The sequence below is a fragment of the Rhodococcus sp. 05-2255-3B1 genome, assembly GCF_002258545.1.
Classification (GTDB): domain Bacteria; phylum Actinomycetota; class Actinomycetes; order Mycobacteriales; family Mycobacteriaceae; genus Rhodococcoides.
The window spans coordinates 19,965-36,441 of sequence record NZ_NOZC01000030.1; the positions used below are offsets into that span (position 1 = coordinate 19,965).

Below are 16,477 nucleotides of genomic sequence, written 5' to 3' on the forward strand. Positions count from 1 at the left end.
CTTTGAGGCTTCCGAGAAGTGCACCGGCGGCAGGATGAGCGTAGCAGTACTCCGCCTACCCGTCTCGATCATTGACTCTTCTATTTACAACCTTCTACAGTCCACGAATGATTGGCTCCAATTCGTTTCGCTCAACGGAACATATTGCCGCGGTAGACCGCCTGGCTGCCGTGATGGTCGATCTCAGGGGCGCACCGTTGCCCGCACCGCTGAACGACCGGGCCCGGTTGGTCCTGTTCGATCTGCTGGGTGTCACGCTCGCCGGTGCCCGCTCCGCCGAGATGGTCGAATTGCGAAGGAACTGGACTGCAGAAACTGGATCGACGCACCCGATCGGCGGGAGCGTAGGCACTACGGTCGACACTGCGTCCGAGCTCGACGCGATCGCATCGTGTTGCCTCGAACTGGACGAGGGCAACAAGTACGCCGCCGGTCATCCTGCTGCGCACGTGCTCCCCGCGGCCATCGCTGCCACCAGACTGGCACCAACGCCGATTTCGGGTTCGACCTTTGTGACGGCCATCGTGGCGGGATACGAAGTCGCCGCTCGATTCGGCTGGGCACTGAGCCGCAACAGCTCCTGGCACACCCATGGCCACTGGGGTGCCACCGGTGCAGCCACGGCGGCGGCATTCATCCACGGTGCCGGAGCCAGCGAGGTTGCCGCGGCGATCGACTCGTCGTCTGCTCTGGTGCAGGTGGCACCGTGGGCAGTGGTCCTCGACGGAAACTTCTCCCGCAACCTGTGGATCGGCGGTGCAGCGCGGGCAGGCTTGAACGCGGCCAGGCTGGCCCGATCGGGGGTGGTGCACAACTCGGGTGCCATCGAGCACACCTTGGGTGCGATCGTCGGGACCTTGAACATCGCCCGACTGACCGAGGACCTCGGCGATCGATGGCTCACGCTCGAGGGCTACACGAAGCAGCACGCGAGCTGCTCGTACACGCACGCCGCCGTCGACGCCGTGCAGAGCCTGCGCTCGAATGCCGAATGGTTCGCAGACGACATCGAACGTGTGCGGGTGCGCACGCATTCGTTGGCAGAACCACTGTTTCGCCGACATCCTTCCAGCAGGCTGGGCGCTATGTTCTCGCTGCCGTTCGTCGTGTCCGCCGCATTCGTGTCCGACGCGATAGACGTCGAATCGCTCGATCCCCGAGGTGCGACTTTCGCGTCGGCCGAGTTGTTCAGCGCTCGAGTCGACGTCGCGTCGTCCCCCGAACTGGATGCTCTACTGCCCGAGCGTCGAGCCGCCGAGGTGACGATCGAATTCGAGGACGGAAGTTCGGTCTCCGCGACCACCCCTAATCCGGTCGGCGACATCGACCATTTTCCGATGGACTACGCCGCGCTGCGAGCCAAGATCTCTCGCTTGGTCGGCGAATCCGATACCACCGTTCTCGAACACATCGTCGATGCCCTCGGTGCGACGGAGGACGTGGCGGCACTGTTGCTCCAGCTGCCCAGGCACTAGCGTCGCCCGATACGCATGTCCTCGATCAATTCGTCCGCGGCGCAGGACAGTTTCTGCCGTAGCGAATCCGGCACGGTGACCGTCACCTGAATCAGATACTGATCGACGATGTGGTGGACCACGACGTAGCGGGTCCGGGCGAAGAGCAACCGGCCGTCGCAGTCGTAGCGACCTGCGATCGAGACTGCCGGTAGAGCACGGAACGGGTCTCGGTCGTGACCGATCTCGACCCATCCGGGCAGAGCCCGGGAGTCACCGAAGCCGCAGTCCAGCAACGATTCCGGATGAACCGATCGACTGAGCTTGCCGACCAGGACCACCACGTTCGGAACGAATCCGTCGATTGTGTTGGCCGGCGAGCACAGCACCGCGGTGGCATGCGGGAACAAGTGCTCGGGAACCAGGTCCCAGCCCGGCATTGTCGGCAGTTCGAGACCGAACCTGTTGCATTCGCTGCGATGCACTGGAACGAGCTCGACACCCTGCTGCTCGAGGAAACCTTCGATCGAGCCCTCTCGAACCGTCACTGGACAGCATTCCTTCCAGCGGAGATCGACGCGGCTCGGTCGGCGCGGATGCGCTCGCGCAGACCGGGTGGACGCAGCAATTCACGCGCGTCGTCGTGGCCCAGTTGCGCACGAGCCCAGGGATTGTCGCGACACCATTGCAACAGGGCATACAACGAGTTGGGCTCGACTTTCTTCTCGCACACCATCAGCGTCAGTTCCTGATCCGATTCGCTGTCGGCTGCACGGTACGCGACTCGGATAGTGGGGTACCAGTGCGGATGTGACAGGGCCGGATTCGGATGCGTCTGCGGTTGCAGCTCGACGATCCCGTCCCACGGCACGACCGTGAGGGCTGTGGTGACCTTCCACCCGCGGCGACGATAGATCTCTTCCACAATGCCATCGGGATGCAGTGAAATTCTGGTCCGGTTGACGATCAACACACTGAGGGCGAAGAACAGCAGCAACATCGGAGCGCCGACGTGCGACATGACTACGATCTTCAGCTGGTGACGCGCAGCACCTACGGGTTCGTCTGCTCCCCATTGGACGTAAGACACGCCGGCCACCAACGCGATTGCAAGTATTCCGCTGCGGTACAACACATTTCCCCGCACCGGCACTGCCACGCCTCGGCCGACTCCGGCGACGTTCACCGGTCGCACGAAACGTGAAAGCCGGGCAGATCCGATGCCGGACAACAATACTGCGAGGGTGAGCGGCAAGAGCATCAGCAACGTCAGCCACGACATGAAGAGGAGTGTGTCCGCGTCGATTGTTCTCAGCAGCCCGGAAGTCACGATTGTCGCCGCAAGGACAGCAGACAGAACGCCGAGAGCTACGAGCCACCCCAGGTGAACACTGCGCCACGTTCTCACCCACAGTGGATACTTCTGTCCTACCACGCTTTTGCTCAGCACGTCCTCACGCTGTGGCGTCCGACCGTCCCTGCATTCGCTCATTTTCCCGCCGCCTCGAACAGCTTGTCTACTCCATAGCTGACGAGTCCACCCAGTGCTATTCCGGCAGCAGCGCCGACCACGGTCCCAGGTCCCGGAACGACGGAACCCGCCATGCCACCCAGGACACCGAACGCCCAGGTCGTAACTGCTCCCGCGGCAATCGGTGTGGCCTCGACGATGACCGCTTCGGTCGGGTCCATGCCGTCGTCGATTTTGTCGGCCATTCCGGGGATCGCTCCGGCCACGGAACCGAACGCTCCCAGACCGCGTCCGATGTTCTTTGCCACATCGTCGACGGAATCGATACCCGGAAATTCGAGCACCCTTCTCGTCACGTCGCTCATACCCGAGATCACCGACGAGGCCACGGTGCTGGGCCAGTCCGGCATCCAGGAGAACGATCCGTCCGGATTCTCCACGACGTTCCCGGTCGCGCTGCCGAGCGCGAGCTCGGCCAAGTGCTTCGTGGGTTCGGCCAACTGCTGCGCAGCGTCGATCGCAGCGCGCTCGGCCTGCGACAGCGCCCCCTGGATGTCTCGTGTCAATTGTGCTGCAGCAGAGCGCAGTTCGTCGGCCCGTCGCTCCTTCTCCTCGCCGAGCACGTCGGGGATCAGCGCGATCATTCCCTCGGGATCCACAACACCGTCGGCTCGTACGGCGAACCCGCTGGCCGTCGCCGCCGACACCTGCGCCCGCAGGTGCGCCTTTGCGGCTTCCACGATTCCGGCTGCGCTCTCGAATGCCTTTCCGAGCGAATCGATCTCACTGCACACCGAGCCCATCCGGGAGCACTCGGTCACCACGCGTTCGGCTGCGGCGTCGGCTGCTTCGCCGGTCCAGGTCTCGGCCAACGCGTCCTGCTCCTCGAGCACTCCGGTGCGCTGGCCGTTGACGCGCTCGACGATCTCCGACAGTTCGATCATCGTCTTGCGCATGGACTCCGGCTCCCACCCCGCGACATGCGGGACCGTCGGGGTCATTTCGGCCGGTCCATCGCATCGAGCCGGCGGGCGAGTTCGTCGTCGGTGATCGCGTAGTTCTGCGCGACGCCGCGGGCGATGTCTGCGACGCATTCCGCGCGCCCGGCCAGAGCTGCAACAGCTCCGGCCGCTGCAGCCGCCGCCGCCGCGCACGCTGCGTGGAAGTCGCTACCCAGCAACGCATTCTCCGATTCACGGAACGGAGCAAGAGCATCCAACTCACGGATCACCCCGCCGGTCGCCGACAACATATTCGAGAACTGCCGCAGGATCACTGGATCCACATTCACTGTCATGACGCTCCCCCGAGTCGCACCGTATCGACGCCCGGTGTTTCGGCGTCATGGGGTTTGACGCCTGTGGGCTCGGATCGGTTCCGTCCGGTCCGATTCCGGGGTCGTGAATGCGGCGGGTACCGTTGGCCCGGCTAACGATATAGGGGGTGCTCGCCATGAACGGCCGTCGACTGTCGTTCGCTGCCGCGGCCGGACTCGCGGCCGCGATGGGTGTCGGACGATTCGTGTTCACGCCGCTGCTGCCGATCATGGTCGATGCATCGGAGGTCACGCCGAGCAGCGGTGCCGTCATCGCGACCGCGAACTACGCCGGCTACCTCGTCGGCGCAATCGTGTTGTCCGTGCGCCCGTCGATCAACACGACGACATCGTTCCGTCTGTGGACAGTCATACTCGTCGCCAGCGAGTTGGCCATGGCCGCTGCCCATTCCACCGCAGCGTTCTCCGCACTGAGGTTCCTGGCGGGCCTGGCGAGCGCAGCGGTTTTCATCGCGTGCGCGAGCACCGTCACGAAGCATCGCGCCGACGGCGCTTCCCCCGGTATCGCGTTCGGCGGCGTCGGCGCAGGCATCGCGGCGTCGGGAATTCTGACCCTGCTCGTCGGACCGCACCTGTCATGGGAGGCGCTGTGGGTGTGCTCGGCGCTCTTGACAGCGGCCCTCATCGCCCCGGCGTGGACGCTACGGGTGCATCCCGAGCCCGCGGCGCGGGCTGAACCCGGCGACATCGACCACAAGACCCGGACCGTATGGCGGACGTTGCTGTTCGCGTACTTCCTCGAAGGTCTCGGCTACATCATCGTCGGTACGTTCCTCGTGGCGGCGGTCGGTGGCCACGGCAGCACATCGGTGGGTCCGGCGGTGTGGATCGTCGTCGGATTCGCCGCGGTGCCGGCGACTGTGTTGTGGCAGGCAGTCGCCCGCCGAACCAGCACGCGCAACGCCCTGGTGGCAGCGTTCGCGTTGCAGTCGATCGCAGCGGTACTCCCCGCCCTGACCGGAAACACCGTTGCTGCCGTGTTCTCGGCTCTGCTGTTCGGCGGAACGTTCATGGGCATCACGATGCTGACGATGAGCACCGCACAGACACTGCCCATCGGACGTACTGCGGCAACGCTGACCGCGTTCTACGGCGTCGGACAGGTTCTCGGCCCGCTGATCGTCGCACCTGCGATCGGCGACTCCTATTCGATCGCCTTCGCAGTCGCAACCGGCGTGCTGATCCTCGGGACCGCCGGGGCCGTACGGGTGTCCGGACTGACCGCATCGCGATGAGTACGGCTCGCTCGGCTCAGTGCTGTGGGTCGTAGCCCGGAACTTGCGCCAGAGTCTCGAACGTTCGCGCTCGGCCCCATTCCACGTGTGCGAACGCAACCGCGGCCGCCAACTCCGAGTCCCCCTTGGCGATGGCGTCGACGAGGGAGACATGCTCCCCGTGGCGCAGCGACGGATCTCGTTCGAGATTGGCCATGTTGAGTCGGTTACTGCGCTCCCGCAGTGGTTCCATGATGACCGGGAACAGTCGGTTGGCGGACAATTCCTCGATCCCCGAGTGCACTCCGGAGCTCGCGTGATGGAAGTCGAGTAGATCGCCCCGCTCGAGAGCGGCACCTGCACGGGACACGGCGTCGACCAACGATGACGAGTCCGCTCCCGCCGACACAGCGGACGCTGCTCGGCGAGCAACGAGCGGCTCGAGTGCGGACCTGATGTCGTACAACTCGTCGACCGAACTTCTGGTCACTCCCGTCACCACGGCAGGGCGTCTCGGCGACAGCGTCACCAGCCCGGCTGCTTCGAGCAATGGAAGTGCCTCACGAATCGGCACCCTCGACACCTGCAGCTCGGTACCCAGATTGCGCTCGCTCAGCGTTTCACCCGGTCGGAGGCGGCCGTCGAGGATGCGTGTTCTGATCGCTTCGAACACCGAACGCGACAGCGATTCGCGACCTTCCGTGGATGCCATGTTGCTTGTATACCAGCGAACCGCAGGTATACCGAGTATCCACAGGGGCCATCGGCAGAACGTTGACCAATGATCACCTCGACAAAAAGAAGCAGGTGAGAGGATCTGGAAACGCAAGTGTTACCGCCGAGAAACCTGTCGCGGCGCGTAGCTCCGTAAATTCTCCGCTGTTGGTATACCACCGAGCGAGAGGCACTGGGATGAGCGTCCCGACCACGAACGAGAAGCCGTCACCGATCGACCCACCACCCGAGACCGGCAGCCTCAGCGAACAGATAGAGGCGTCGTACTCGAAGATCGGCCTCACCACAGCGCACTTCGGCATCGTCGCCATGGTCCTGTTCGGTGTCTTCTTCGACGCCATCGAACAGAATGCCGTCGGCATCACCGGACCGCTCCTGCGTGAATCCTGGGGCCTCGGCGGAACCGAGATCGGACTGCTGAACACCGCGACGTTCACCGCCGTCGCACTCGGGCGCATCCTGGCCGGAGCAGTGATGGACCGTTTCGGTCGTCGAACCCTCCTCGGTGCAAACCTTCTCGTCTTCGCGTTCGGCTCACTACTGTGCGCATTCGCACCCAACTACGAGGTGTTGGTGGGCGCGCGCTTCCTGGTCGGGCTCGGACTCGGCGGTGAGATCGCCGTAGCGGTGATCATGCTCTCCGAATTCTTCTCCGCCAAGCATCGCGGTACCGCGGTCGGCATGATCAACGTCGCAGCTGCAGGTCTGGGCAACATGCTCGCCCCACTGTTCGGGGTCATCGTCTTCGCAATCTTCACCGGTGACGACCGCTGGCGATGGCTGTTCGGTCTACTCGTACTGCCCGCACTCGCGGTCGTGCTCTACCGCCGTTCGCTTCCGGAAACGCCTCGCTTCCTCGCCGCGACAGGCCGTGTGGCCGAGGCCAATACCGTCATCAACCGCTTGGCGCAAGGCAAGCTTCGCGGCACGCTCGAATCCGAGGTTCAGTACTTGAACGTCGACACCTCGGTCGACGATCCCGCCGTACCGCGCGCACGGTGGACGGAAATGTTCGGCAAGCGTTACCGCAGAAGCACTCTCGCCCTCGGCATTGCCGTCTGCATGTCCTACGCAGCGCAGATCTCGATGCTCACACTCATTCCCGTCATTCTGACCGAGCGGGGAATGTCCATCTCGAGTGCGCTCTGGTACACCCTCGTGATGCAATCCGGATCGCTCATCGGCGCGCTGACCGCCGCACTGATCGCCCGCAAACTTCCCCGCAAGGTGACTCTGACCGGTGGTGCCGTTCTCGGTATTGTCGCCGGGCTCGGATTCGGCTTCTTCGCAACGTCGATCGGCCTCGTACTGGTCTTCGGTGCACTGTTCAATTTCTCGGTCATCATCCTCAACACGACGATCTGGCTGTTCGCGCCCGAGCAGTACCCCACGCGAATCCGTGGCCTCGCGACATCGGTGATCCTGGCGCTGGGCTCCCTCTCCGGCGGACTGTTCCCGCTCATTGCCGGAGCCGTACTGGACTCGTCCGGCGTGGGTGCCATGTTCGCGATGCTGGCCGGCCTGTTCATCGTGTGCGGCATTGCCGTGCAGTTCCCGAAAGAGACCTTCGGACAACCCATGCCGGAAGATGGCTGAGCAGTGAAGATTCTCATGGTCAACCCCAACTCGAACACTGCAACGACGCAGCTGCTCGTCGACGTTGCTCGGCGTCGGCTCTACGAGACAGAATTCACCGTCATCGGGGTCACCGCGGGTACCGGACCGGCGATGATCACCGGCACCGAACAGTTGCGTGCTGCAGGACCCGATGTCGTAGCCGCGGCCCTCGACGCGATCGAGCACCATGGCCCCGCCGCCGTGATCGTCGGCGCGTTCGGTGATCCCGGTGCGGCCGAACTCCGAGCCCTCGTCGACATTCCGGTCGTCGGGATCGGCGAGGCAGGAATCCTGCACGCAGCACGAGGCGGTCGCTGCTTCGCGATCGCCACCACCACAGCCGATCTCGCCGCCCAGCTCGATGCACTGACTCGCGCCACCGTGCCCGACGGCGATTTCGCGGGTGTGTTCCTCACCGCGTCATCGCCGTTGGTCCTGGCCGAGGACCTCGCGTCGAGCGTCGACGAACTGGGAACAGCGGTCGATGCTGCAGTGGCAGCCGGAGCCAGCGCCGTCGTCATCGGCGGCGGACCGTTGAGCGATTCGGCTCGGCGGCTGGCGCTGCGCACCGACGTGGACGTCATCGAGCCGGTTCCGAGTGCCGTTGCGATGGTCGTCGACAGAATCTCGAACGCGGTACGCAGCTAGATCTCCACCATCGCCCGGGCTGCGTTCACTCGAAGCTCGTCGGTCGGCGGGTAACCGCCGTCATCTATGGGTGTTGCCTGAAATATCCCGACGTGACGGAGATCGCCACAGCATCTACCAGCACTTTTCGCTTGACGGCTCCCGTGTGCGCTCCCAGGATGTTTGGCAGGCCCTCTGCACAGGGAAGCCGTCGGCGAGACGCGGCCGAAGAACATCGGAGAACATCGCGTCGCAAAGTTGAGGAGAATCAATGCCAACCACAGTGGCCGATCAGCTCGTTCGAGGACTCGTCGACGCCGGCGTACAACGCATCTACGGCATCGTCGGCGACAGTCTCAATCCGGTGGTCGACGCAGTGCGTCGCACCGGAGGATCGGCCAAGGGCGGCATCGACTGGATTCACGTACGTCACGAGGAAGCCGCGGCGTTCGCTGCGTCGGCCGATGCGCAGACCACCGGAACACTCGCCGTCTGCGCTGGTTCGTGCGGACCGGGAAACCTACATCTGATCAACGGCCTGTACGACGCACATCGTTCGGGCGCACCGGTTCTGGCGATCGCGTCGCACATTCCCAGCAGCGAAATCGGATCGGGCTACTTCCAGGAGACGCACCCCGACCGGCTCTTCGGCGAATGCTCGCTCTACAACGAGTTCGTCTCCACTCCCGAGCAGGCACCCCGGGTTTTCCGTGCGGCGATCAACGCTGCTGTCACCGGCGGCGGAGTGTCGGTTCTGACGATTCCCGGCGACATCGCCGAGTTGTCGGCCGCAGGCACGATGGACCCGATCGCCATTCCCTCGACACCGGTCGTCACACCACCCGCGGCGGACATCCAGAAGCTGGCCGACGCCATCAACGACGCCGAGAAGGTGGCAATCTTCGCCGGGTACGGGGTCAAGGGCGCTCACGACGAGGTGGTCGCGTTCGCCGACACGATCGGCGCTCCCATCGGACATTCGTTGCGTGGCAAGGAGTTCATCCAGTACGACAATCCGTACGACGTCGGCATGACGGGGTTGCTGGGCTACGGAGCTGCGCACGCCGGGATCCACGACGCAGACCTACTCATCCTGCTCGGCACCGACTTTCCGTATCAGCAGTTCCTTCCCGAAGACGTCACGACCGCGCAGATCGACATCGACCCCACGAAGCTGGGACGTCGGACCTCGGTCCGGTACCCGATTCACGGTGATGTTCGGGCGACCCTGAATGCGTTGCAGCCGTTGGTCACTCGCAAGGCCGATCGCCGCTATGTCGAGAAGTGGGTAGACAAGCACAACGACCTGATGGGCAAGACCGTCGGTGCGTACACCCGCAACGCCGAGAAGCTCGTCCCCATCCACCCCGAGTACGCCGCGTCGGTACTCGACGACCTCGCCGCCGACGACGCCGTGTTCACCACCGACACCGGCATGTGCAACGTGTGGACCGCGCGCTACATCAACCCCACGGGTAGAAGGGCATTCGTTGCGTCGATGCTGCACGGGTCGATGGCCAATGCCCTGCCGCACGCCATCGGTGCGCAGTTCGCCAATCCGGGCCGCCAGGTCGTGTCGATTTCGGGCGACGGCGGCTTCTCGATGCTGCTCTCCGAACTCTTGACCGTCGCGATGTACAAGCTGCCGGTCAAGATCGTGCTGTTCGACAACTCGACACTGGGCATGGTCAAGGCCGAGATGCTCGTCGACGGTCTGCCCGACTTCGGTGTCGACGTCCCGCAGGTCGACTACACCGGCATCGCGGCGGCTGCGGGTATCCATGCACAACGCGTCGAGAAGCCCGAGGACATCCGCGGCGCACTCGAGACCGCGTTCGCCGTCGACGGCCCGGCGCTGGTGCAGCTGATCACCGATCCGCTCGCGCTCTCGGTCCCGCCGACCATCACCGGCGAGCAGATCAAGGGATTCGCACTCGCGATGAGCAAGGTCGTGCTCAACGGCGGTGTCGGCGAGGCCGTTCGGATGGCCAAGTCGAATCTGCGTAACGTGCCGCGCCCGTAGATCTTCATCGGCAGGGAACCCGAGGTCGGTGCGGGCACCGCGCTCGTCGGTCGTGCGGTTATTGTCGACACACCGCCCAAACCGGACATCGCGATCCGGCACCTCCCCGCCCGGAAGGCTCCACCATGGCCATCGACTACACCCGCAAGCCCTCTACGGGGCAGAACCCCGCGCAGCAAGTCGGAGCACCCGTCAGTCTGAGCAAAGTCACGCTGTCCAAGGCATCGCCGACCATCAGCCTCACCAAGTCCGGCGAGAAGCAGGGCTCCATGCGGGTGAACCTCAACTGGTCGTCCGGGGCACCCGCAGCGCAGCCGAAGAAGAAGGGCTTCCTGGCCAAGCTGGCTGCTGCGTCGTACGGCTCCGGCGGTGTGGATCTCGACCTCGGGTGCCTCTACGAACTACGCGACGGCTCCAAGGGCGTGGTCCAAGCGCTCGGCAACAGCTTCGGTTCGCTGCAGGATGCCCCGTTCATCGCGCTCGACGGCGACGACCGCTCCGGCTCGGTCAGCGGCGGCGAGAACATGCACATCAATCTTGCCCACCCCGAGAAGTTCGCCCGCATCCTGATCTTCGCGATGATCTACGACGGCGCACCGAACTGGGCCGCTGTCGACGGAGTGGTGACGCTGTACCCGACCAGCGGACCACAGGTCGAGGTACGCCTCGACTCGGCCGAGAACTCTGCGCGCATTTGCTCGATCGCATTGTTGGAGAACACGTCTGCCGGTATCACGGTCACCCGCGAAGTCGAGTACATCCAGGGCAGCCAAGCCGACCTCGACAAGAAGTACGGTTGGGGACTGCGCTGGGCGGCGGGCCGCAAGTAGTCAGAGAGGTTGCGGCGGAGTCATTTCCAGCCGGACGCCGATCAGTCGAACCTCTCTCGTATGGTCGAGGCGGTCGACGAGCGCCACCGCGGCCGAGGTCAGGATCGCCGGATCGAAGGTGGGCGCTCCGATGATCGGTGCACTGACGGTATGGGTCTCGAACGGCGCGTAGCGGATCTTCAATGCCGCTCGCACGGCCGGCCGGTTCTCGGCTTCGATGTCTGCCAGCACCTTCGACGTCAACGCGGCGACCTCGTCTCGGACGATCGCCCAATCGGCGACGTTGGTCTGGAACGTGACCTCACGGCTGTGCGACCGTGCGACCCACGGCTCGGACGTCACCGGTGCGAGGTCGATACCTCGCCCTTTGGTACCGAGCCACGGACCGATCTTCGGTCCGAACGCTGCGGCGAGGTCCGCGTCCTCGGCATCGGCCAGTTCTCGGACTGTCGAGATGCCGAGGGCGGTCAGCCTCTTCGAGATCTTCTTGCCGATCCCCCACAGCGCATCGGTACCGCGATCGCCCATCACCTCGAACCAGTTGTCCTGCGTAAGCCGGTAGATGCCCTGAGGCTTGTCGAAATCGGTGGCGATCTTGGCTCGTAACTTGTTGTCCCCGATGCCGACCGAGCAATGCAGCCCCGCCGCGTCGAACACCGCGTCGTGGACGGTCTTTGCCACGCCCTCGGGGTCGTCGGTCTCCACACCGAGAAACGCCTCGTCCCATCCGATCACCTCGACCACGAATCCCAACGACCGCAGAGTGTCCATCACCAGTGCCGAGGCCTCGTCGTACGCCGGCTTGTCCACGGGGAGGAAGACTGCGTCCGGGATCTTCTTCGCGGCGACGCGTAGTGGCATTCCGGATCCGACGCCCTTCGCACGCGCCTCGTACGAGGCCGTCGACACCACCCCACGCTCGGTCGGATCTCCTCTACCGCCGACCACGACGGCTTTGCCCGCCAGGTCCGGGTTGCGGAGCACTTCGACGGCAGCGATGAACTGATCGAGGTCGACGTGCAGTACCCATCGGTGCCGTGCTGGGTCGGTCGGTGTACTCCCGGTCATAGTGCTCAGTGTGCCCGTGGTGTCTCATGACGCCATGACGAAATCGATTTCTCGCACCATCGGACGAGTAGTACTGGGAGCGTTCCTCGTCTTCGCCGGACTCAGTCATCTCTTCTGGGCGAGGAGCACCTTCGCCGCCCAGGTGCCGACCTGGGTTCCGATCAGTACCGACTTCGTCGTCCTGGCGTCGGGTGTCGTCGAGATCGCGCTCGGGATGGCGTTGCTGTTCTGGACCGCCCGCGCACCGGTCATCGGTTGGGTGGTCGCGGCGTTCTTCGTCGCGGTCTTTCCCGGCAACATTTCGCAGTTCGTCACGCACACCGACGCGTTCGGCCTCGACTCAGATACGGCCCGAGGGATCCGGTTGCTGTTCCAGCCACTGCTGATCGTATGGGCGTTGTGGTGCACCGGAGCATGGGCGCAGTTTCGCGCATCACGTCAGGGCCACAGTAGGAATCAGTAGGCAGACTGCCGACCGGCCGAAACGATGCCGTGGTGCAACTGTGCCACGTCGGGATGTGCTCGCGTACGGGACTTCCACGCGTTTTCGCCGTAGGTGCTGTAGATGGGGTTGGCAGGATCGTTCTCGACTCCTCGTGACTGCCGCGCCAATTCGGGCGGCAGTTCGATCACCGGTACGACGGCATCGAGGGCCGGGCTCAGAAAGTGTGGCACCGATATCCGGTCGGTGTCGGGTCCCGGCGCGACCACCCGATGACGCGTCGCACGTAGATAGCCGCCGGTCGCAACCTCCAACAACTCGCCGATGTTGACGATGAATGCGCCGTCCAGCGGCGGTACGTCGATCCACGTATCGGCGGTCGTCTCCACCTGCAGACCGGCCGAGTCCGGTTCGACGAGCAGCAACGTCAGCACCCCGGAGTCCTTGTGCGCTCCGACGCCCTGCGAGTGATCAGCAGTGCCCGGGTAACGCACGACTTTCATCAGCGTCGCGGGCGCAGTGGCAAAAGCGTCGTCGAACACGTTCTCGGGCGCACCCAATGACTGCGCCCAGTGCCGGAGCAACCGGAGCCCGAGACCCGACACGGACTGCTCCCACTGCTCGAACGTCTCTCGGAACCCGGCCGGCTGCGACGGCCACAGGTTGGGGCCCTGGAGGTTCCAGTAACCTTCGGCTCCCTCGATCGCCGGGCGTTCGGGACCTATGTCGATCTGCTCTCGCCAATCCACCCGGCCGTTGGTCAGCTCGCCACCGACCCGGGAGTAGCCGCGGAAATGCGGGCTCTTCAGCTGACTGATTTCTTCCTTCACATCGTCCGGCACGGCGAAGAACTCTCGCGCGAGGCGCAGTACCTCGTGCATTCGTTCGATCTCGATCCCGTGTCCGACGAGATAGAAGAAGCCGGACCCGTGAGCTGCTTCGCGCAGCGACAACTGGAACGCGCGGGGGTCGTGGTCGGCCAGACCGAGATCGAGAACGGGAAGCATGTTCGCGATTGTCCTCCTCCCTCGACGCGTCGGCCAGCAGTGTTCAGGTTCGGTAAAACCGCCCGACCCGGATGCAACACTGAGTGTCATGAGCCCCGAAGCACTCGACATCACCGTCGTCGGTCACGGCGCAGCCACCTACCCACCCGAACAGTGCACACTCGCGCTGACCGTCCGCACCGACGGTCGCACTGCAGAGTCCGCATCCGAGCCTGCTCAACAACTCGTCCGGGAGCTCACCAGACTGGTCGAGCCGCTCTACAACAGTGACGGGGGACCCATCGATCGATGGTCGGTGGACCAGGTGCGCCACTCGCGCCACCGCCCGTTCAACCACGACGGAGAGCAACTGCCGTACGTCTATCAAGCCGAGGCGTCAGTGGAAGTGCAGTTCAGCCAGCTCGATCTGGTGGACGCGTTCGTCTACGCAGCAGCATCGGCGCTCGAGGGAGTGTCGATCGACCACTTCGATTGGGACCTCACCGAATCCAGCAGAACCGCTCACACCTTGGCGGTCCGGGAACTCGCTGTGCGCGACGCCGTCTCGAAGGCCGAAGCCTACGCGTCGAGCCTGGGACGATCGGGCGTGCACGCTGTCGCGGTGGCCGATCCCGGTCTGCTGCCAGGGTTCGCGGAGAGCGGTGGACCAGAATCCTCGGCACGTATGTTCGCCGCGAAATCAGCGCCTACCGGATTTGCACTCAAGCCGGAGAACATCACCATCTCGGCGAGCGTGCACGCCCGATTCACCGCCTCCTGACGCCTCGCGCCTAGGCTCGAATCATGAACCGAGACGATGCCCGACGCCTCTGGCCGCGGCCACCGCTACTGCCTCGTCCGATCGTGATGGATCAGCGATGGGAACGGCTGGTCTTTCTACACTGGCGGGTTCCGAGTTCCGACGTCGCCCCGCTGTTGCCCCAAGGGTGCGTACCCGACGAATTCGACGGCTCGTCGTGGGTTGGGCTGATCGGCTTCCACATGGTCGGTGCCGGCCTCGGTTACCGTCACCCCGTCCCGTACTTCGGCACCTTCGGTGAGATCAACGTTCGGCTGTACTCGGTCGACGCGGAGGGGCGACGCGGCGTCGTGTTCCGATCCCTGGAAGCAACCAGACTCGCAGTCGTGCTGGGCACCAACGCTGCTCGCATTCCGTACCGCTGGTCCTCGATCGATATCGCCGACGACAGCACCACGATCGGCTACCGCAGCAAACGGCTCGCTCCCCCACACCGCGGCGCAACCACCGACTTCGGCGTCGTCAGAGGATCACGCGACCTGTCCGAGGATCCGCTCGCGGTGTTCCTCACCGCGCGTTGGGGATTGCACACCTCACTGGCCGGTCGCCTGCTGTACGTCCCGAACGTCCACCGGCACTGGCCCTTGGTCGACGCAGAACTCACCCACTGCTACGACGAGCTCGTGGCAGCGGCAGGCCTACCCGGTGTCAGTACCCGGCGACCGGACTCGGTTCTGTACTCACCCGGTGTCGAGACCCAGTTCGGGAGACCCTACGAAGTGCGCGGTCGGTAGAAGATCACGTGCCCCGAGGACAGTTCGACGACCCAATCTCCTTGTGCAGCAGCGACGCTATCGGCGAGGGAACTCGACGTCACACTCTCCCGCAACACGAGGTACCCGGCGTCGAGGGGAAGGTCGAACAACAGCTTGGTGCCATCCGAGAATTCGACGGCAGGGTCGTCGCCGGTCGAGAGCCGAACCACGGTCGCACCTATGGAAGGAAGCCTCTCGACGGTCGGGGCCACCGACTTCGGATGCTCGGGTGCGGGCCACGACTCAACAGCCCCGCCCGGTCCACACACCACTGTCGAGCCGTCCGCAGCCGTGTACTCCCAGGATTCGACCTCGTCTCGCGGACTGGCCACCACTGTCTGCCCCTCGAACGTAAGACGGAGAACACCGGATTCGTCGTAGTCTGCGTCGTCGCATACGAGACCGTGCAGTGTCGCGAGCGCCCGTAGACCCTCGAACTGATTGTCCTCGTCGACAGTGAGTCCGTCGATCATCACCTCACTGAAGGCAATGGTGGCACCGTTGTCGAATTCGATGCTCAGATCGAAATCGAGCAGGATTCTGCTGACACGCTTCTGATCGACGGCGAGTTTCATCGACATCGACTGTGCCACACAATGCCGTGGGAGCCCACAAAGACTGGCCGGGGCACGATGCGCGGTGCGGGGTTCAGCCCTCGGCGGATGGCAAATGCGCGCGCGTTCGTCAGGTGCGCGGGAAATGGTCAGTGATCGGGGTGCGATTCTGCGCGCGGATGACAACTGCGCGCGCGTTTGCCCCCTGTGGGTGTGAGCTGCTCGGGTCCGGTGGAGGCTGATGCCGGCTGCCGGTGGTGATCGCCGTTCCGCGAATGCGCGCGCATTTGTCAGGTGCGCGGGGATTGGTGGGTGTTCGGGGTGCGATTGTGCGCGCGCACAGCAATTGCGCGCGCGTTTGTCGCGGGGATATGGGCTGTTGTGGTTGTGGTTTCGAAATGCAGAACACCCCCGGACCGGGTGGTCTGGGGGTGTTCTGGGAAATTGTGTTCGGCGGTGTCCTACTCTCCCACACCCTGTCGAGTGCAGTACCATCGGCGCTGGAGGGCTTAGCTTCCGGGTTCGGAATGGGACCGGGCGTTTCC

Annotated in this window: 17 protein-coding genes and 1 rRNA gene; 9 read left to right on the forward strand and 9 right to left on the reverse strand. The window is 64.3% G+C overall.

Translation table 11 applies throughout. The features are described 5' to 3' along the window. Nucleotides 1–107: 107 nt before the first annotated feature. Nucleotides 108–1,475 carry an MmgE/PrpD family protein gene (locus CH249_RS17205; RefSeq protein ID WP_094682010.1) on the forward strand — a complete coding sequence of 456 codons (1,368 nt, stop codon included), beginning with the start codon at nt 108–110 and terminating at the stop codon, nt 1,473–1,475. On the opposite strand, the gene CH249_RS17210 is transcribed toward CH249_RS17205, so the two are convergent. The 4 genes from CH249_RS17210 to CH249_RS17225 all read right to left on the reverse strand — a co-directional run bounded on the left by CH249_RS17210 (nt 1,472) and on the right by CH249_RS17225 (nt 4,222). Further along, entirely contained in the window at nt 1,472–2,002 is a 531-nt protein-coding gene (locus CH249_RS17210; RefSeq protein WP_179273072.1) for an LpqN/LpqT family lipoprotein, read from the reverse strand. The genes CH249_RS17205 and CH249_RS17210 overlap by 4 nt on opposite strands. Next, entirely contained in the window at nt 1,999–2,736 is a 738-nt protein-coding gene (locus tag CH249_RS17215; RefSeq protein ID WP_094682008.1) for a hypothetical protein, read from the reverse strand. Before CH249_RS17215 ends, CH249_RS17210 begins: the two co-directional genes overlap by 4 nt. A 206-nt stretch (nt 2,737–2,942) precedes the next feature. Beyond that, complete coding sequence (locus CH249_RS17220; protein WP_094647110.1) at nt 2,943–3,926, reverse strand: WXG100 family type VII secretion target; 984 nt, start codon at nt 3,924–3,926, stop codon at nt 2,943–2,945. Beyond that, the gene (locus CH249_RS17225; RefSeq protein WP_094647109.1) at nt 3,923–4,222 is read right to left on the reverse strand and encodes a type VII secretion target; all 300 of its coding nucleotides are present in this window, start codon (nt 4,220–4,222) and stop codon (nt 3,923–3,925) included. The genes CH249_RS17220 and CH249_RS17225 overlap by 4 nt, the downstream gene beginning before the upstream one ends. Before the next feature lie 155 nt (nt 4,223–4,377). Between CH249_RS17225 and CH249_RS17230 the strand changes: the two genes are divergently transcribed. Then, entirely contained in the window at nt 4,378–5,496 is a 1,119-nt protein-coding gene (locus tag CH249_RS17230; protein WP_094647108.1) for a YbfB/YjiJ family MFS transporter, read from the forward strand. A 16-nt stretch (nt 5,497–5,512) separates the two neighbouring features. Here CH249_RS17230 and CH249_RS17235 read toward each other — a convergent pair whose 3' ends face one another. Beyond that, entirely contained in the window at nt 5,513–6,187 is a 675-nt protein-coding gene (locus CH249_RS17235; protein WP_094682007.1) for a GntR family transcriptional regulator, read from the reverse strand. Nucleotides 6,188–6,387: 200 nt separating this feature from the next. Here CH249_RS17235 and CH249_RS17240 point away from each other — a divergent pair, with 200 nt between their 5' ends. The 4 genes from CH249_RS17240 to CH249_RS17255 all read left to right on the forward strand — a co-directional run bounded on the left by CH249_RS17240 (nt 6,388) and on the right by CH249_RS17255 (nt 11,307). Continuing rightward, nucleotides 6,388–7,806, forward strand: coding sequence for an MFS transporter (locus CH249_RS17240; RefSeq protein ID WP_094629333.1), 1,419 nt, complete (start codon nt 6,388–6,390; stop codon nt 7,804–7,806). 3 nt (nt 7,807–7,809) lie between these two features. Further along, on the forward strand, nt 7,810–8,475 hold the full coding sequence (locus CH249_RS17245; RefSeq protein WP_256981179.1) for an aspartate/glutamate racemase family protein: 666 nt from the start codon (nt 7,810–7,812) through the stop codon (nt 8,473–8,475). Between the two features lie 250 nt (nt 8,476–8,725). Beyond that, a complete protein-coding gene (locus CH249_RS17250; protein ID WP_094682006.1) occupies nt 8,726–10,477 on the forward strand; it encodes a pyruvate dehydrogenase in 1,752 nt (583 codons plus the stop codon). Nucleotides 10,478–10,602: 125 nt separating this feature from the next. Next, the gene (locus CH249_RS17255) at nt 10,603–11,307 is read left to right on the forward strand and encodes a tellurium resistance protein (protein ID WP_094647105.1); all 705 of its coding nucleotides are present in this window, start codon (nt 10,603–10,605) and stop codon (nt 11,305–11,307) included. Here CH249_RS17255 and CH249_RS17260 read toward each other — a convergent pair whose 3' ends face one another. Next, a complete protein-coding gene (locus CH249_RS17260; RefSeq protein WP_094629343.1) occupies nt 11,308–12,375 on the reverse strand; it encodes a DNA polymerase IV in 1,068 nt (355 codons plus the stop codon). A gap of 34 nt (nt 12,376–12,409) precedes the next feature. Here CH249_RS17260 and CH249_RS17265 point away from each other — a divergent pair, with 34 nt between their 5' ends. Then, the gene (locus CH249_RS17265) at nt 12,410–12,838 is read left to right on the forward strand and encodes a hypothetical protein (protein ID WP_094629351.1); all 429 of its coding nucleotides are present in this window, start codon (nt 12,410–12,412) and stop codon (nt 12,836–12,838) included. On the opposite strand, the gene CH249_RS17270 is transcribed toward CH249_RS17265, so the two are convergent. Beyond that, the gene (locus tag CH249_RS17270; RefSeq protein ID WP_094682005.1) at nt 12,832–13,824 is read right to left on the reverse strand and encodes an isopenicillin N synthase family oxygenase; all 993 of its coding nucleotides are present in this window, start codon (nt 13,822–13,824) and stop codon (nt 12,832–12,834) included. The two genes, CH249_RS17265 and CH249_RS17270, sit on opposite strands and share 7 nt — an antisense overlap. A gap of 88 nt (nt 13,825–13,912) precedes the next feature. On the opposite strand from CH249_RS17270, the gene CH249_RS17275 reads away from it, so the two are divergent. Next, entirely contained in the window at nt 13,913–14,584 is a 672-nt protein-coding gene (locus CH249_RS17275; RefSeq protein ID WP_094682004.1) for an SIMPL domain-containing protein, read from the forward strand. Between the two features lie 23 nt (nt 14,585–14,607). After that, complete coding sequence (locus tag CH249_RS17280) at nt 14,608–15,357, forward strand: YqjF family protein (protein ID WP_256988360.1); 750 nt, start codon at nt 14,608–14,610, stop codon at nt 15,355–15,357. Here CH249_RS17280 and CH249_RS17285 read toward each other — a convergent pair. Then, a complete protein-coding gene (locus CH249_RS17285; protein WP_179273073.1) occupies nt 15,336–15,953 on the reverse strand; it encodes a DUF6188 family protein in 618 nt (205 codons plus the stop codon). The two genes, CH249_RS17280 and CH249_RS17285, sit on opposite strands and share 22 nt — an antisense overlap. Nucleotides 15,954–16,380: 427 nt before the next feature. After that, nucleotides 16,381–16,477, reverse strand: a 5S ribosomal RNA gene (rrf, locus tag CH249_RS17290); the annotation flags it as partial.

Excerpts from the sequence above, each read along its gene's own strand:
- CH249_RS17205 (WP_094682010.1), top strand. The coding sequence starts at position 108 with ATGATTGGCTCCAATTCGTTTCGCTCAACGGAACATATTGCCGCGGTA.
- CH249_RS17215 (WP_094682008.1), bottom strand. The coding sequence starts at position 2,736 with ATGTCGTGGCTGACGTTGCTGATGCTCTTGCCGCTCACCCTCGCAGTA.
- CH249_RS17220 (WP_094647110.1), bottom strand. The coding sequence starts at position 3,926 with ATGACCCCGACGGTCCCGCATGTCGCGGGGTGGGAGCCGGAGTCCATG.
- CH249_RS17225 (WP_094647109.1), bottom strand. The coding sequence starts at position 4,222 with ATGACAGTGAATGTGGATCCAGTGATCCTGCGGCAGTTCTCGAATATG.
- CH249_RS17230 (WP_094647108.1), top strand. The coding sequence starts at position 4,378 with ATGAACGGCCGTCGACTGTCGTTCGCTGCCGCGGCCGGACTCGCGGCC.
- CH249_RS17235 (WP_094682007.1), bottom strand. The coding sequence starts at position 6,187 with ATGGCATCCACGGAAGGTCGCGAATCGCTGTCGCGTTCGGTGTTCGAA.
- CH249_RS17240 (WP_094629333.1), top strand. The coding sequence starts at position 6,388 with ATGAGCGTCCCGACCACGAACGAGAAGCCGTCACCGATCGACCCACCA.
- CH249_RS17250 (WP_094682006.1), top strand. The coding sequence starts at position 8,726 with ATGCCAACCACAGTGGCCGATCAGCTCGTTCGAGGACTCGTCGACGCC.
- CH249_RS17255 (WP_094647105.1), top strand. The coding sequence starts at position 10,603 with ATGGCCATCGACTACACCCGCAAGCCCTCTACGGGGCAGAACCCCGCG.
- CH249_RS17260 (WP_094629343.1), bottom strand. The coding sequence starts at position 12,375 with ATGACCGGGAGTACACCGACCGACCCAGCACGGCACCGATGGGTACTG.
- CH249_RS17265 (WP_094629351.1), top strand. The coding sequence starts at position 12,410 with ATGACGAAATCGATTTCTCGCACCATCGGACGAGTAGTACTGGGAGCG.
- CH249_RS17270 (WP_094682005.1), bottom strand. The coding sequence starts at position 13,824 with ATGCTTCCCGTTCTCGATCTCGGTCTGGCCGACCACGACCCCCGCGCG.
- CH249_RS17275 (WP_094682004.1), top strand. The coding sequence starts at position 13,913 with ATGAGCCCCGAAGCACTCGACATCACCGTCGTCGGTCACGGCGCAGCC.
- CH249_RS17280 (WP_256988360.1), top strand. The coding sequence starts at position 14,608 with ATGAACCGAGACGATGCCCGACGCCTCTGGCCGCGGCCACCGCTACTG.
- CH249_RS17285 (WP_179273073.1), bottom strand. The coding sequence starts at position 15,953 with ATGAAACTCGCCGTCGATCAGAAGCGTGTCAGCAGAATCCTGCTCGAT.